Annotated in this window: 13 protein-coding genes; 3 read left to right on the forward strand and 10 right to left on the reverse strand. The window is 68.9% G+C overall.

The window, feature by feature from the left end; genetic code table 11:
- Window positions 1-232 precede the first annotated feature (232 nt).
- Entirely contained in the window at window positions 233-2233 is a 2001-nt protein-coding gene (locus LGR54_RS11430; RefSeq protein WP_230362098.1) for a hypothetical protein, read from the forward strand.
- A gap of 162 nt (window positions 2234-2395) precedes the next feature.
- Here LGR54_RS11430 and LGR54_RS11435 read toward each other — a convergent pair whose 3' ends face one another.
- The 4 genes from LGR54_RS11435 to LGR54_RS11450 form a co-directional block, all read right to left on the reverse strand.
- Window positions 2396-2836, reverse strand: a complete 441-nt coding sequence (locus LGR54_RS11435; protein WP_230362099.1) for a lysozyme inhibitor LprI family protein — start codon at window positions 2834-2836, stop codon at window positions 2396-2398.
- Between the two features lie 157 nt (window positions 2837-2993).
- The gene (aspS, locus tag LGR54_RS11440) at window positions 2994-4766 is read right to left on the reverse strand and encodes an aspartate--tRNA ligase (RefSeq protein ID WP_230362100.1); all 1773 of its coding nucleotides are present in this window, start codon (window positions 4764-4766) and stop codon (window positions 2994-2996) included.
- 147 nt (window positions 4767-4913) lie between these two features.
- Window positions 4914-5621, reverse strand: coding sequence for an MgtC/SapB family protein (locus LGR54_RS11445; RefSeq protein WP_230362101.1), 708 nt, complete (start codon window positions 5619-5621; stop codon window positions 4914-4916).
- A gap of 73 nt (window positions 5622-5694) precedes the next feature.
- On the reverse strand, window positions 5695-6162 hold the full coding sequence (locus tag LGR54_RS11450; RefSeq protein ID WP_230362102.1) for a DUF992 domain-containing protein: 468 nt from the start codon (window positions 6160-6162) through the stop codon (window positions 5695-5697).
- A 140-nt stretch (window positions 6163-6302) separates the two neighbouring features.
- Between LGR54_RS11450 and rnd the strand changes: the two genes are divergently transcribed.
- Window positions 6303-7463, forward strand: a complete 1161-nt coding sequence (gene rnd, locus LGR54_RS11455) for a ribonuclease D (protein WP_230362103.1) — start codon at window positions 6303-6305, stop codon at window positions 7461-7463.
- A 357-nt stretch (window positions 7464-7820) separates the two neighbouring features.
- On the opposite strand, the gene LGR54_RS11460 is transcribed toward rnd, so the two are convergent.
- The 6 genes from LGR54_RS11460 to LGR54_RS11485 form a co-directional block, all read right to left on the reverse strand.
- A complete protein-coding gene (locus tag LGR54_RS11460; RefSeq protein ID WP_230362104.1) occupies window positions 7821-8012 on the reverse strand; it encodes a hypothetical protein in 192 nt (63 codons plus the stop codon).
- A 373-nt stretch (window positions 8013-8385) separates the two neighbouring features.
- Window positions 8386-9900 carry an exopolyphosphatase gene (gene ppx / locus LGR54_RS11465; protein ID WP_230362105.1) on the reverse strand — a complete coding sequence of 505 codons (1515 nt, stop codon included), beginning with the start codon at window positions 9898-9900 and terminating at the stop codon, window positions 8386-8388.
- Window positions 9901-9904: 4 nt separating this feature from the next.
- The gene (locus tag LGR54_RS11470) at window positions 9905-12106 is read right to left on the reverse strand and encodes an RNA degradosome polyphosphate kinase (RefSeq protein WP_230362485.1); all 2202 of its coding nucleotides are present in this window, start codon (window positions 12104-12106) and stop codon (window positions 9905-9907) included.
- Window positions 12107-12223: 117 nt separating this feature from the next.
- Window positions 12224-12979 (reverse strand): chromosomal replication initiator DnaA, encoded by a 756-nt coding sequence (locus tag LGR54_RS11475; protein ID WP_230362106.1) that lies wholly within the window; start codon window positions 12977-12979, stop codon window positions 12224-12226.
- A 3-nt stretch (window positions 12980-12982) separates the two neighbouring features.
- Window positions 12983-14077 carry an AI-2E family transporter gene (locus LGR54_RS11480; RefSeq protein WP_230362107.1) on the reverse strand — a complete coding sequence of 365 codons (1095 nt, stop codon included), beginning with the start codon at window positions 14075-14077 and terminating at the stop codon, window positions 12983-12985.
- Between the two features lie 85 nt (window positions 14078-14162).
- A complete protein-coding gene (locus tag LGR54_RS11485) occupies window positions 14163-14693 on the reverse strand; it encodes a CDP-alcohol phosphatidyltransferase family protein (protein ID WP_230362108.1) in 531 nt (176 codons plus the stop codon).
- Between the two features lie 439 nt (window positions 14694-15132).
- Between LGR54_RS11485 and LGR54_RS11490 the strand changes: the two genes are divergently transcribed.
- On the forward strand, window positions 15133-15885 hold the full coding sequence (locus LGR54_RS11490; protein WP_230362109.1) for a trans-aconitate 2-methyltransferase: 753 nt from the start codon (window positions 15133-15135) through the stop codon (window positions 15883-15885).
- Window positions 15886-16210: the final 325 nt, after the last annotated feature.

A 16210-nucleotide genomic window follows, 5' to 3' on the forward strand; every position in this document is an offset into this window, starting at 1 on the left:
ACGCGGAAGCCGGTGATAGACCAGCGCGCCCGAGCGCAGGTCGTCGGAAATGTAAGACGCCATGGAAACAGTTCCCTACCCGGAAATTCTGGGCGGAGAATAGGCATTCCGGGCGGCGGTACAACGACTTTCCGAATTTGTAATGCTGGCCTTCCGACGGTTGGTTATGGTTTGACCTGCACCGGGGCGGGCACGGGTCTGCCACGGAAAATCGCTTTCGGGTCACCGCCTCATGCGCAAGACGTTTCTCATCGCCCTCGCGGCGCTCCTACTGGCGGTCGGCGCCGGCTATTTCGGGCTGATCTTCTATGCCGACTACGCGGCGCGGCGGCAGATCGACACGCTCGTGGCCGCGCTGGCCGCCGACGGCATCACCGCCAGCCATGGAGCGGTCGATTTCGACGTCTTCGAGCGCCGCCTCGACGTCAAGGATCTGGCGGTCGAAGCGCCCGGCCAGGGCAAGGTGCGAATCGCCGCCCTCACCGCCCGCGGGCTGGACCAGCCGGCCGCCGACCGGGTCTCCGTCCGCGAGGTGGAGATCCGCGAGTTGGAGGCCGACGGCCCGCTGCCGCTGGCTCCCGACGTCACCGGCCGATTCGCCGCGCCGCTGATCTCGCTCACCGATGTGGTCGGGCCGGCGCAGGTCGCCACCGCCGGCCAGCAGCCCTGGCCGCTGGTCCTCGCCATCGTCGAGGCGACTCATATCGGCCGCATCGACATTCCCGCCTCCAGCACCTCCACCGTCACCGGCGAGGGACCGACGCGGGTGGAGACCGACGTCACCTATGGCCCGCTGACGCTCGAGCGTTTCGAGGCCGGCAAGATCGCCCGCCTCGGGGTGGAATCGACCACCTTCCAGGTCGGCGGCACCCCGGCGGTGGCGGCGCAGGGCGAGATGGGACCGGTGGTGGCGGAAAATATCGACATTGTGCCGCTGCTGGTGCTGCTCGACCCGGAGCGCCGCCGCAAGGAGACCGAGTTCCGCACCGTCTATGGCAGCATTCGCGCCGAGAAATACGGCTTCCGTGCCGAGAATGGCACCGCTGAGACATGGGCGGCGATGAAGGTGAACGACGTCGCGCTGCAACCCTCTGGGGTGCCGGCGGAAGACCTGCTCACCATCGGCCGCCGCGTCAGCGAGGTGGCGGCGCAGGGTCGCGAGCCGGCGCCGCAGGAAGTCGCCGATCTGCTCGTCGGCATCGCCGGCGCCTATGACGCGCTGCGCATCGGCGGCGCCAGCTTCGAAGGACTGGAGGCCAAGGAGAAAGACGGCCCTACCGTCACCGTCAAAAGCATCGCCCTCGGCAAGCTGGACGGCGGGCGGCTCGACCTCATCGCCATCGAAGGACTGACCGGCAAGGAGACGGACGGCGCCAGCTTCCGCCTCGACCGGCTGGCACTGGGCGGCCTCCATCCGGGCAACACGCTGCGCTTCGCCGCAGAGGTGGCGACCTCCCCGGCACGGATGCGGGAGCCGGCACAGCTGATGGCGCTCATCGGCATGTTCGGCAGCGTCGAGCTCGCCGGCCTCGAGGCGTCGGTCGTCGACAAGGGCGAGCCGGTGCGGCTCGACACGCTGTCGCTGTCCTGGGACGCCGCCGAGGGCGCGGTGCCGACCCGCCTTGCCTTCAAGCTGCGCGGCTCCGGCCCCACCGCCGGCCTGCCGCCGGGCAGTCCGGTGGCGCTGCTGGTGCCGGACGGCGTGTCGCGCGCCAGCCTGTCGGTCGACCTCGCCGCCCGCTGGAATCCCGGCGACAAGGCGGTCGTCGTCGAGCCGGTCTATGCCGAGATGTCGGATTCCTTCGCGCTGCACGGCAAGGCCCGGCTGGGCAATGTCGAGCCCGCCGCCTTCTCGCCGGACCCGACGGCGGCGCTCGGCGCGGCGATGACGGCGAATGTCGACATGGTCCAGCTGACGCTGACCGATTCCGGCATCTACGACCAGAAGCTCGCCGAGGCGGCGCGCGAGCAGGGCGTGCCGCCGGAAATGCTGCGCCAGCTGTTCGCCGGCTTCGCGGAAATGCTGCTCGGCCCGGTGGTCGGCGATCGGCCGGACCTCGATCCGGCCGTGCAGGCCCTGGTCGCCTTCCTGCAGAAGCCGATGGGCACGCTGTCGCTGCGCGTCACCCCGCGCGGGCCGACGTTGCCTCTGCTGACCGCGGTCGAGGCGCTGCGCAACGACCCGACCAGCCTGCTCGACCAGGTCAATATCCAGGTGGTGGACAATCCGTAGCAGCGGCGGACGGCACGGCCGGTCCGGCGGTGCCGTCACATCGTCCGGGGCCGGCCGTCGGCCGGAGGAGAGTGACTGCCGGAGCCGATGGCGACCGTCGGAAGTCGGCCATCCGACAGCCGCACGCGGCGACGGCGGCGCAGCGGATCACGGCGCACCGGATCATGGTGCGGCGGGAATGGCGCAATCCTCATCCGTCTGGTCGCCGGATTGCTGGCCGCAGGCCAGATAGGCCTGCAGGTCGGTGACGCGCTTCTGCGTCAGATCGGTGGCGCAGATGTTGAAATTCATCGGGTTGATACTGCCGCCCGCCGTGCGAACCGTCGACAGCGCGCACTCGGCATCGCGAAAGGCGACCCATTTCTTCTGGGCGTCGACAAGCAGCTTCCGGGTCGTATCGTCGCCCTTCAGGCGCGCCTGCATGTCCTTGTAGCGCTTGTTCAGCTGGTCATCGACGAGCTTCAGATCATCCACCGAACAGGCGGTCAGCGCGGCCTGGCTCTGCGCCCTGTCGTAGCAGGCCTGATCCGCGTGAGCGGCTGGCGACGACGCGAACGCCGCGAATCCCAGCAGTGTGGCACGGCAGACGGAGGAAGGGCGCATCTCGCTCTCCTGTGGCGGCTCCGAAACGAAGCGTGCGGCAACCAGCCTGCACGCCGCGCGAGGAACCACAAGAGCCCGCCCCGCATCCGGGAGGCGGCGCCACGGCCGCCTTCCGAAGGGGGCGGTTACACGCGTCGGCGCGGCGCGTGCCCCGGCCTCACTTCTCCGGCGCGTTGACGCGGATGTGCAGCTCGCGCAGCTGCTTCGGCGTCGCCGCCGAGGGCGCGCCCATCAGGATGTCCTGCGCCTGCTGGTTCATCGGGAAGATGGAGATCTCGCGCAGGTTCGATACGCCGCACAGCAGCATGACGATGCGGTCGACGCCGGCCGCCATGCCGCCATGCGGCGGCGCGCCGTACTGGAAGGCGCGGTACATACCGCCGAAGCGCTCCTTCACCGTCTCCTCGTCATAGCCGGCGAGTTCGAACGCCTTCACCATCGCCTCGGGGCGATGATTGCGGATGCCGCCGGAGGCGATCTCGTAGCCGTTGCAGGCGATGTCGTACTGGAACGCCTTGATGGTCAGCGGGTCCTGGTTCTTCAGCGCCTCAAGCCCGCCCTGCGGCATGGAGAACGGGTTGTGCGAGAAGTCGACCTTCTTCTCCTCCTCGCTCCACTCGTAGAACGGGAAGTCGACGATCCAGGCCAGCTCGAAGCGGTCGAAATCGACCAGCTTCAGCTCCTCGCCCACCTTGGTGCGGGCGGCGCCGGCGAACTTGACGAACTTCTCCGGGTTGCCGGCGACGAAGAAGGCGGCATCGCCATCCTTCAGCCCCAGCTGGTCGCGGATCGCGGCGGTGCGCTCTGGGCCGATATTGTTGGCGAGCGGGCCGGCACCTTCGCCACCCTCGCGCCACATGATGTAGCCGAGCCCCGGCTGGCCCTCGCCCTGCGCCCAGCTATTCATGCGGTCGCAGAAGGCGCGCGAGCCGCCGGTCGGGCCGGGGATCGCCCACACCTCGTTCTTCGGGTCTTCGAGCATCCGCGCGAACACCTTGAAGCCCGAACCGCGGAAATGCTCGGACACTTCCTGCATCTCCAGCGGGTTACGCAGGTCCGGCTTGTCGGTGCCGTATTTGCGCATCGACACCGCATAGGGGATGCGCGGCCAGCTCTTGGTGACCGGCTTGCCCTCGGCGAACTGCTCGAACACGCCGGTGATCACCGGCTCGACGGCCGCGAACACGTCGTCCTGCTCGACGAAGCTCATCTCCAGGTCGAGCTGGTAGAACTCGCCCGGCAGGCGGTCGGCGCGCGGGTCCTCGTCGCGGAAGCAGGGGGCGATCTGGAAGTAGCGGTCGAAGCCGCTCATCATGATCAGTTGCTTGTATTGCTGCGGCGCCTGCGGCAGCGCGTAGAAGGTGCCGGGGTGGATGCGGCTCGGCACCAGGAAGTCGCGCGCGCCCTCCGGCGAGGAGGCGGTGAGGATCGGGGTCTGGAACTCGAAGAAGCCCTGCCCCTTCATGCGGGTGCGCATGGCGTCGATGATGGCGCCGCGCGTCATGATGTTCTTGTGCAGCTTCTCGCGGCGCAGGTCGAGGAAGCGGTAGCGCAGCCGCGTCTCCTCCGGATAGTCGATGTCGCCGAACACCGGCAGCGGCAGCTCGGCGGACGGGCCGAGCACCTCGATCTCGGTGGCGTAGAGCTCGACCTCGCCGGTTGGCAGCTCGGCATTGGTGGTGCCCTCGGGGCGGTTGCGCACCCGGCCGTCGACGCGGATCACCCATTCGGCGCGCACGGTCTCGGCCAGCTTGAAGGCCGGGCTGTCGGGATCGACCACCACCTGCGTCAGGCCGTAATGGTCGCGCAGGTCGATGAACAGCACGCCGCCATGGTCGCGGATGCGATGGCACCAGCCGGAGAGCCGCGCAGTGGCGCCGACATCGCTGGCGCGAAGGGCCCCGCAGGTGTGCGAGCGATAGCGATGCATGGCGTAACCTCAAACCGGATCGGCGGACGAACAAGAACGCCCTGCGGCGCCGATCCCCGGCGCCATGGGCGGGCGGAGGGGTGCATGCAGGCGCACGGTTTGTCAATGTCCAAGGCGCGGTCCAAGGCACCGGGCGGCGCCTTCTGCCTACTCCGGCGGTGCGGTCGAGGTCCATTTGGCGGCGGAGATCTGCGGCGAGCGGCTGAACTCGCCGACCAGCCGCTCCACCCGCGCATCTTCCTCGCGGCTGCTGAACACCATCGCTTCGACCTCGACGTCGCCGCTGCCCTCGATGAGATGGCTTTCCAGCGCCTGCAGGCGCAGCTCCTGCTTCTGGATGGCGGCGAGCAGCCGCGTGCGGGTCTCCGCCTCGTCCGGCGCCGTGCAGGTCAGCTCGATGATGTAGTAGCGCTCGACCTTCGGTTCGGGTGCCAGGCGCTCCAGCACCACGCTCAGCCGCGGCATGACGAGATTGATGAACACCACCAGCGCCGCGGTTTCCGCCGCCTCGATGGCGAAGCCGTAGCCGGCGAGCGCGCCCACCGCCCCGGTCGACCAGACGGTCGCCGCGCTCGACAGGCCGCGCACGCTCAGCCCGTCCCGCATGATGAGGCCGGCGCCGAGGAAGCCGATGCCGGTCACCACCTGCCCGCCGAGGCGCACATCGGTGGCATCGCCGATCAGCACCGCGAGCGAGGTGAAGGCCGCCGCGCCGAGCGCCACCAGCGCATGGGTGGTGAGCCCGACGAAGCGCTGGCGGAACTGCCGCTCCAGCCCGATCGCCGCGCCGAGCAGCGCCGCGACCAGCAGATTGGGGGCGATCGACAGTGCCGGGTAGCCGTTGGCGAACGACATCACGCCTTTGCTCCTCGCTTGCACGGCCGTGCATATGCCTCGCGGCAGGCTGGCGGCCGGGCCGCCGGCACGCTCACGGCAGGTAGGTCAGCGTCATCTCGGCGACGCCCAGCGCCAGCGAGGCGCCGAGATTACCCTCGACCGAAATCGGGTTGAGGGCGATCGACTTGTCGGTACCGACCAGCGCGTTGGCTCCGACGCCGACGCCCAGCGCCACGTCGGCGGAGACGCCGGCATATTTGCCGGCGAGCGCGCCCGGCGCCACGCTCTTGGTCAGCGCCGCGACGCCCCAGGTCATCATGCCCGCGCCGGTGATGCCGAGATCGAGGCCGACCCGGCTGATGACGCCCTTATAGTTGGCATCCGGCCCGTTCACCGGCTTGAAGGTGCAGCTCAGTTCCTGCTTCGACGACACGATCATGCTGATCGAGGAGCCGACGCTGCACACCAGCACGCCGGCATCCACGCGTTCGGCCGCCGAGGCGGGCACGCTGGCGACGACTGCGGCGGCGAAGGAAAGAGCAAGAAGCGTCTTCGTCATGGTCTATTCCTGTTGAGGGAGCGACCATCCGCCGGGCGCTCATGCCGGCGGACACTAGCGCCCGATGGTTAATGCTTTCGCTAGGTCATGGCGGATTCCCGGTCGTTTCCATCCGCTTAATCGGCTATGAAATTGCCACTATGGACATGATCACGACCACTGATTCCCTCGCCGCCGCGTGCGAACGCCTTTCCCGGCATCCCTTCGTCACCGTCGACACCGAGTTCCTGCGCGAAAGCACCTTCTGGCCGAAGCTGTGCGTGGTGCAGCTCGCCTCGACTGACGAGGCGGTGGTGGTCGACGCCATCGCCGAGGGCATCGATCTCGCGCCGCTGTTCGAGCTGATGGCGAACGAGCAGGTGCTGAAGGTGTTCCATGCCGGCCGGCAGGACATCGAGATCGTGTGGCATCTCGCCGGCATCATCCCGCACCCGGTGTTCGACACCCAGGTGGCGGCGATGGTGCTCGGCCATGGCGACAGCATTTCCTACGACCAGCTGGTGCAGCGCCTCACCGGCGCGGTGCTCGACAAGTCGCTGCGCTTCACCGACTGGTCGCGCCGGCCGCTCTCGGCCGCCCAGATCACCTATGCCGAGGCCGACGTCACCCATCTGCGCGACGTCTACCGCAAGCTCGACGCCGATCTCGTCAAGCGCGGCCGCAGCGAATGGGTGACCGAGGAGATGGCGGTGCTCATCTCGCCGGACACCTATCGGCAGGAGCCGGAGCGGGCCTGGGAGCGGCTGCGCTCGCGGGTGCGCAAGCCGAAGGACCTCGCCGTGCTGATGGAGGTCGCCGCCTGGCGCGAGCGCGAGGCGCAGTCGCGCGACATTCCCCGCTCCCGCATCATCAAGGACGAGGTGCTCGGCGAGATCGCCGCCCAGCACCCGACCACGCCCGAGCGCCTCGCCGGCCTGCGTTCCATCCCCAAGGGCTTCGAGCGCTCGCGCACCGGCGAGCAACTGCTGGAGGCCGTGCGCGCCGGCCTCGCCCGCGACCCCAAGACCCTGCCCGAGATCGAGCGCGAGCGCCCGCTGTCCAACGGCGCCTCGGCGACGGTGGAGCTGCTGAAAGTGCTGCTGCGCATGACCTCCGAGCAGCACGGCGTCGCCGCCAAGGTGATCGCCACGGTGGACGACCTCGAGCGCATCGCCGCCGACCACGAGCCGGCGGTGCCGGCGCTCAATGGCTGGCGGCGCGAACTGTTCGGCGAGAAGGCTCTGGCGCTGAAGGACGGTCGCCTTGCGCTGGCCATGCAGCGCGGCCGGGTCATCGCGCTGGAGCGGCCGGCGGCGGATTGAGCCCGGAGCCGCCACAAAACGGCGGGGCTCGCCTCTCTGATCGTCCCGCCAGCCGCCTCCGTCGAGGCCAGTTCTAGGGCCGGACATCTCGGGATCGCCGAGCTCAGGCGGAAAGCCGAGCCTCACCGGAAACGGACGGCATTCCGCCCGTCCCTTCCTGGCACGTCGCCCTCGACATCCCTCTGTCCCCTCCTGTCCAGACCGCACGGCCTCATCCCGAGGGGCGAGCCCGGCGAGCCTCGAAGGATGGGTCTCCGGACGTCGTCGCGCCTCCATCGCCGCGAGGTTCCCCTTGCGCCGTCGCGCCGGAGGCAAGGCCGCCGGGCCGGAACGACCGTGCCGCCGCCACTTGCGGCGTCAGCCGGCGGGCAACGACAATTGCGGGAAGGCGGCGACCATATCCTCGAAGGTGATCACCGCCCCGAATTTCGGCAGATGCGGAGCGAATTTGCCGAGGCATCCCGACCCGCAAAGCAGAACGGTGGTCGCCGTCATGTGCGGCAGCACGGCCTTGGGCGGCGTGCGCGCCCAGCACGCGGCACGCGGCACGCAAGGCATAGTTTCCAGCCTGATCCTTGTCGGTCGGGAAACGATCCGCGGGAGGCTTCACCTCGAAATGGACAGCGAAGCGACCGCGCGGCAGGTCCTCGAAAACCGCGAGCAGGTCGGTCTCCTGGCCACGACATCCGGGACAGCGGCAGGCTTCGGTGAAATGGGATCTCCACCACGTCGTGGCGGTAGCCCCACGAGCCGCCCTCATCTCCTCGTGGAGAAGCCGCGCCCCCTCGGCCAGATGCCCGAACCGGGTCCGTCGCAAGACCCAGGCCTTGAAGGCAGAATCCGCCGCCAGCGTGTCGGCAACCGGCTGGGCATAGGCGAACTCTTTGTCGCCATACCCCATCGGCCGCCCTCGCGTGTCTTCCTACGTCACCACCGCCGGCTCGCGACCGATCAGCCGGGCCAGCGTGCGCAGGCGGCTGATGATCCGCTCGCTGGCGAGCGGCGCGAGTTCGCCTTCGAGGCGCAACACCAGCTTGCCCTTGTCGACCGTCATCGGCGCGATCGGCAGCGTGCCTGGCATGGCGGCGGAGATGATGTAGCCCACCCGCATCGCCGCGCCGAGGATGCGCGCCCGGTCGAGCAGCCGCGTCGAGACCAGTTCGCGGATGCGCGGCGAGAGGTCCTCGTCGACCAGCCCCATGTGCCGGTAGTAGATCGCCAGCGCCAGGAAGGCGCGGCCGGGATGGTCGAGGCCGATGAAGGAGGCATTGGCGATCAGGTTGAGGCTCTGCTCGCCGCGATAGTCGGGATGCGCCCGCCAGCTCATGTCGGCGAGCAGGCAGGCGGCGTGGCGCAGCCGCTTCTCCTCATGGCTCTCCTCGATGCCGCTGGAGGCCATGAAGCGGTCGGTCCAGGCGATCAGTTCGTCGCCATGCTGCGGCGAGCGCGAACGCAGCGTGTTGACCTCGGCGCTGGCGGCGATCAGCGGGTCGATCTTGCGCTCGTCGGCGTCGAGCGCCTCGAACAGCAGGCCCTCGCGCACGCCCTGGGCGGAGATGTAGACGTTGGACGGCTTGCCGATGCGAAGAATGTGCTCCAGCACCACGGCGCCATAGGCGAGCAGCGGCCGGCGTACGTCGGACACCGTCTCGATGCGCGAAAGCGTGTCGATCGGTACGCGGCGCAGCAGGCGCACGAACTCCAGCGCCTCCTTGGCCGGGATGACGTAGCCATGCATCACATGCAGCGGATAGCCGCGCTGGAACATGTGCAGCCGCGCCACCGCGCGCCAGGTGCCGCCCACCGCGTAGAAGGTCCGGCCCTTCAGATGCTCCAGCCGCGTCTCCTTGGCGAGCGCGTCCTTGACGATCTTGTCGGCCTTCTTGAGCGAGTTCTCGGAGCGCTCCTGCAAGGCGAGGCCGCCGAGCTGGAAGGTCACGCCGGAGCCGATATGCTGGCCGTGCACGTCGGCGAGTTCCAGCGAACCGCCGCCGAGATCGCCGACCACGCCATTGGCATGGTGCACGCCGGAGATGATGCCCATCGCCGAGAGCTGCGCCTCGCGCTTGCCGGAGAGCAGCTCCACCTCGGTGCGGCAGATCTCGGTGCAGGCGGCGACGAAGTCCGGCCCATTCTCGGCGTCGCGGGCGGCGGCGGTGGCGATCACCCGCAGCGTGCCCACCCCCATGCGGTCGCACAGCACGCGGAAGCGGCGGAGCGCGGTGAGCGCCTTGGCCACCGCGTCGGCGTTCAGCCGGCCGGTGGTCGCCACTTCGCGGCCAAGCGCGCAGGAGGCCTTCTCGTTGAAGATCGGCGTCGGCGAGCGCGACAGGCGCTCATAGACCACCAGTCGGACGGAGTTGGAGCCGATGTCGATGACCGCCACCGGCGTGCCGGAAACGAGGCCGTTCGACGCCCCGCGCATCATGTCGCTCATGATGTCACGCACGGCCTCGGCGTCGGATGAGGTTGCGCGGCGAGGAGTCCTTGAGCGATTTGCCACGGCCCGACAAGCTCGGATTGGTCATGAAATATTGCTGCGCGTTGAAGGGTTCGACGCCTTCGTCCGGGACTATGCGTTGCGACGAGCCATCCGGCAAGACGCGCCAGCTCTGCTGGTTGTCCTCGAAATTGGCAACGAGGATCTGGTCGAGGATCTGCATGTGCACCGTCGGGTTGGTGATCGGGCAGAGCGATTCCACCCGCCGGTCGAGATTGCGCGGCATCAGGTCGGCGGAGGAGATGTAGACCGCCGCCTCGGCATGCGGCAGGCCGTGGCCGTTGCCGAAGCAGTAGATGCGCGGATGTTCGAGGAAGCGACCGACGATCGACTTCACCCGGATATTGTCGGACAGGCCCGGCACGCCGGGGCGCAGGCAGCAGATGCCGCGCACGATGATATCGACCGAAACGCCGGCCTGGCTCGCGCGGTACAGCGCGTCGATCACCGTGGGGTCCACCAGCGCGTTCATCTTCAGCCAGATCGTCGCCGGCTTGCCGGCCTTGGCGAATTCGATCTCGGCATCGATGTGGTCGAGGATGCGCTGCTTCAGCGTCAGCGGCGCCACCGCCATCGCCTCCAGCTCCGCCGGCTCGGCATAGCCGGTGATGAAGTTGAAGATCCGCGCCACGTCGCGGCCGATCACCGGGTCGGCGGTGAAGAAGGACAGGTCGGTATAGATGCGCGCGGTGATCGGGTGGTAGTTGCCCGTGCCGACATGGCAGTAGCTGGTCAGCGCGCCGCCCTCGCGCCGCACGACGAGCGACAGCTTCGCGTGGGTCTTCAGCTCCAGGAAGCCGAACACCACCTGCACGCCGGCGCGCTCCAGGTCGCGGGCCCAGCGTATATTGGCTTCCTCGTCGAAGCGCGCCTTCAGTTCGACCAGCGCGGTCACCGACTTGCCGGCCTCGGCGGCCTCGGCGAGCGCTTTCACGATCGGGCTGTCGGAGGAGGTGCGGTACAGCGTCTGCTTGATGGCGACCACGTTCGGATCGCGCGCCGCCTGCCGCAGGAACTGCACCACCACGTCGAAGGACTCGAAGGGATGATGGACCACGAGATCCTTCTCGCGGATCGCCGCGAAGCAGTCGCCGGCATGGTCGCGGATGCGCTCGGGGAAGCGCGGGTTGTACGGCTTGAACTTGAGGTCCGGCCGGTCGATGCCGACCAGCTGGCTGAACTCGTTGAGTGCCAGCACGCCGTCGACCAGGAAGATCTCGTCCTCGGCGACGCCGAGCTCGCGGGCGACGAAGTTGCGCAGTTCCTCCGGCATGGTGGCGTCGACCTCCATGCGGATCACCTGGCCGAGGCGGCGGCGCTTCAGCGCCGTCTCGAACTGGCGCATCAGGTCCTCGGCCTCTTCCTCGACTTCGAGGTCGCTGTCGCGGATGACGCGGAAGCTGCCATGGCCCTTCACCTGGTAGCCGGGGAACAGGCGGCCGATGAACAGGCCGATCATCTGTTCCAGCGTGATGAAGCGCGCCGCCCCGCCCTCGCCGTCCGGCAGGCGGATGAAGCGGTCGATCTTGGCCGGCACGCGGATCAGCGCGTTCATCTGCCGCCCGTCATGGATGCGCGCCAGCTGCAGCGCCAGCGAGAAGCCGAGATTGGGAATGAACGGGAAGGGATGCGCCGGGTCGATGGCCAGCGGGGTCAGCACCGGGAAGACGCGGCTGAGGAAGAAGTCGTCCAGCACCGCGCGGTCGGCCTTCTGCACCTCGGCGCCGTCGACCAGCACGATGCCGGCATCGACCAGCTCGCCGCGCAGCTCGCGCCAGCGCCCCTGCTGGTCATGGCCGAGCTCGGCGACGGCCGCGGCGATCAGCGGCAGCTGCTCGGCGGGGGAGAGCCCGTCCGGGCTCTTGGCGGTGAAGCCCTCGCGCAGTTGCTCCTTCAGGCCGGCGACGCGCACCATGAAGAACTCGTCGAGATTATTCGCCGAGATCGACAGGAAGCGCAGTTGCTCCAGGATCGGATGCGCGCGGTTGGAGGCCTCCTCCAGCACGCGGCGGTTGAACTGCAGCCAGGAGAGCTCGCGATTGATGAAGCGCTCGGGCGAGGCCATCAGTTCCTCGTCCAGCCGCAGCTTGGCGACCACCGGTGTGGGCAGGCTCGCTTCGCTTATGTTCACCTCGGTCTCCATTACCGCTGCCGGCCCTGTCTCTTCCACGCGCTTGGCGACGCGACGCACCCGCCTTTTCGGCGCGGAAGGTCGCTGGGCATCGTGACGGTTGGATGACATAGAACGCTTCACCTTGGGTCAATCCCCTTCGTCGGCCCCTGGGCCGTCCTCGTCGTCGTCATATTCCGCTTCGTCCAGGCCCGCATTGGCGCGCGTCCGCAGTAATTTGGCGGCCAGTGCACGGGTCAGCGGCCGCTTGCGCGCCAGCGCCTCGCGGTCGAGTTCGGCGATCAATTCGCCGATGGCGGCGTAGGAGCGCTCCACCCGCGCCATCAGATAGCCGATCAGCGCCTCGTCGGGGGTGATTTGGCGGTCGGCGAACAGCTTCACCGCCAACGCGGCGAGCAGCGCGTCGTCCGGCGCGCCGAGCCGCACCGCCGGCATCGCCCTCAGGCGCGAGCCAAGGTCGCGCGTCGCCACGGTCTCGGCCAGCACCGCCGGCAGCTGGCGGGAGGTGACGAGCAGATGCGCGCGTTCCTCGCCCACGAGATTGAGCAGGTGGAACAGCGCCGCCTCGTCGAGCACCCCCTCGCCGAGGTCCTCCAGCACCAAAGCCCCGGCCGCCAGCGCCTCGGGCACCGTCTCGCGGGTCAGCGCCGCCGCCGGCATGAGGCGGGCGCCGCTTGCCTCGGCGAACAGCGCGGCGAGATGCGATTTGCCCGATCCCGCCGGGCCGGTGATCGCCACCGCCCGCGCCGGCCAGTCCGGCCAGGCGTCGATCAGCGCCAGCGCCGGCTCGTTGGCCGGGCCGACGAGGAAATCGGCGCGGCCACGGTTCTCCACCGGTGGCAGGTCCAGCGGCAGCTGGCGGCTCGGCACGTCACGCACAGACATGGGTCAGCGGACCTCGGAGCCGGCGTCGGGCTCGCCCTTTTCCTCGCCGGTATAGAGTGGGCTGTCGAGATATTGCCGGATCGCGAAGCGCACCAGCACCCCCACCGCCGCCGCGAGCGGCACGGCGAGCAGCAGGCCGAGGAAGCCGAGCAGGTAGCCGAAGGCCAGCAGGGCGAACATCAGCCACACCGGGTGCAGCCCGACGCTGTCGCCCACCAGCTTCGGCGAGAGGATGTAGCCCTCGATGAACTGGCCGAACACGAAGATGCCGATGACGAGGCCGATCATCGTGTAGTCCGGGAAGAACTGCACGATGGCGACGCCGCCGGCGAGCAAGAGGCCGGTCAGCGAGCCGACATAGGGAATGAAGGTGATGACGCCGGAGACGAGGCCGATGACGAAGCCGAAATTCAGCCCGGTCAGCGTCAGGGCGATGGCGTAGAAGCTGCCGAGGATCAGGCACACCAGCGATTGCCCGCGCACGAAGCCGGCGATGGCGCGGTCCATCTCGCGGGCGAGTTCGCGGATCTTGTCGCGGTTCTTCACCGGCAGCCAGGAATCCACCTTGGCCACCATGTCGTTCCAGTCGTTCAGCAGGTAGAAGGCGACGACGGGGGTGATGACCACCAGCGAGAACAGCGAGATCAGCGCCTGCCCGCCGGTCCAGACCGACTGCACGAAGCTGAGGATATAGGAGGCGCCCTGCGTCACCAGCTGGCTGAGGCTCTGCTGGATGTTGGGCAGCCGGTCGCCGATCGCCGTCTTCAGCCAGAGCGCGCCCTCGCTCGTCACCATGTTCTGCAGCTTGACGATGTATTCCGGCAGCCGCTCCAGGAAGGCGGAGAACTGCGCGCCGAAGATCGGCACCACCAGTAGCAGCAGCAGGATCGCGACCAGCACCGTCAGCGCGATGGTGGCGAGCGACGCCACCAGCCGGTTGACGCCCCAGTGTTCGAGATGCGTCGTCACCGGGTTGAGGAAATAGGCGAGCGCGAGACCGGCGACGAAGGGCAGCAGAACCCCCGAGAGCAGCCAGCAGATCAGCACGATGGCTGTCAGGAAGCTCAGCCAGAACGTTACCTGCTTGTGCCACATCATGCGGTTCGACCGATCCCGGCTGTCACGTTTCGTCACCCGCATTGATATCAGGAATTATTGCGGCGCAATGGCGTCTCCCCGCAATTCAGCGGGCGAGGTGCCGGCTCCACTCGAAAAGATAGGCGAGCGCGGAGAGCGTGGTGAGGCCGGCCACCAGCACCAGCCCCACCTCATAGGCATGGCCGAGCGGGATGTCGAAGCCGCGCGTCCCGAGCATCAGCGCCGCGAAGCCAATCTGCGCGGCGGTGTTGAGCTTGGAGACGATCAGGGGGCGGATCGTCACCGGCCGCTCCATGGCGAAGGCGGCCGCCACCGCGGCGACGATCAGCACGTCGCGCACCACCACGGCGAGCGCCAGCCAGCCCGGCACCTGCCCGGAGAGCGCCAGCGCGACATAGATCGACACCAGCAGCGCCTTGTCGGCCAGCGGGTCGAGATAGGCGCCGAGTTCGCTTTGCAGGTTGAAGTGGCGGGCGATGAAGCCGTCCACCGCATCGGAGATGCCGGCGGCGAGGAAGATCCAGAAGGCGAGCGCGATGCGGCCATCGGCGATGGCCCACACCACCGCCGGCACGGCGAACAGGCGCAGGATGGTGATGGCGTTGGGCAGGTTCACGTCGGGCGGGACTCCTCGCAGCGCACATAGTGCGCAGGACGGGCCTTGCCAAGGCGCCGCCCCCAAGCACACGGGAACCACGTCCCCCCGAGCGCCCGCAGACCCGGGCGTCTTCCCGGCCCACCGGTGCTCCGCCTGTCCGCGTGGACAGCGAGGTCAGGCGCCGCTCCCATGCCTCTCCTGCCTGCCCCTGTCGCCGGACGCACGCCCGCATATGTCCCCCCTCCTCCCTACTCCCTACTCCCATGCGCGGCGGGGCTCAGGTGTGACGGCGACAGGAAAGTCGGCGCCCCGGCGAAGACCGAAGTCTCACGCCCTATGCCGCGAGCGGCCGCCTCGGTTGACAGGCCCGGCGGTACCGCGTTCCCTGCCGCGCCGTCCTTGATGACGCCATCAAGGGCCATGTCACACCATGAGCGCGGACAGGAGGAAGCTCGACATGACCGATGCCCGCCCCCTCCACCACGACCCGCTCTATACCGACGCCGCGCTGGTGGCGTTCTACGATGCCGAGAACGAGGGCGGCGCCGATGTCGCCTTCTGCGCCGAACTGGCGCGCGGCGTCGGTTCGGTGCTCGATCTCGGTTGCGGCACCGGCAGCTTCCTTGCCGGCCTCGCAGCGCCGTTCCGCGTCGGCGTCGACCCGGCCGCCGCCATGCTCGACGTCGCCCGCACCCGGCCGGGCGGCGCGGCGGTGCAATGGGTGGAGGCGGATGCCCGCCTTCTCGATCTCGGTCGCCGCTTCGATCTCGTCGTGATGACCGGCCACGCCTTCCAGGTCTTCCTGACCGAGGACGACCGGCGCGCCGCCCTCGCCACCATCGCCCGCCACCTCGCGCCCGGCGGCCGCTTCGTCTTCGACAGCCGCAATCCCGCTTGCCGCGAGTGGGAGGAATGGCAACCGCACAATTCCCGCCGCCTCGTGTCGCATCCGCGCCATGGCGAGGTCGAGGCGTGGAACGGCGCCGTCCACGACCCCGCGACCGGCATCGTCACCTACGAGACCGTCTACCGGCTGCCGGACGGCCGCGAACTGGTCGCCGCCAGCCACATCGCCTTTCCCCCGCGCGACGAACTGGCCCGGCTGATCACCGAAGCCGGCCTCGTCGTCGAGCGCTGGCTCGGCGACTGGAATGGCGGGCCGCTCGCCGACGACGCCCCGGAATTCATCCCGATCGGCCGCCTCGCCTGACACGCGAAGGACCGGCGCGCGGGACCGGGCTCCTCTCCCCTTCCTGCCCGAGGGGAGGCCGCCTCGTGGCGCCAGGGCGACTGATGCCGCTGGGAGAGGCCGGATGAGCGCCGGCAGAACGAGCGCCGGTACATGTGAGCCGCCCGATCGCCCCCACCCTCTCCGCCCCCCGTCGGCCAGCTGGGGCGGAGGCCGGCTCCGGCGGGACCGAATGCCAGGTTCCCGGCCGTTGCCGGACCCGTCGATGGCGCCGGCGAATCGAGAGCGCGGAAGAAGCGGAAGCCGGAGGAGCGGAAACCCTCTTGGAGGGTCGAACCCAAGCGCC

This window comes from Ancylobacter sp. Lp-2 (genome assembly GCF_020523795.1).
Taxonomy (GTDB): Bacteria; Pseudomonadota; Alphaproteobacteria; order Rhizobiales; family Xanthobacteraceae; genus Ancylobacter.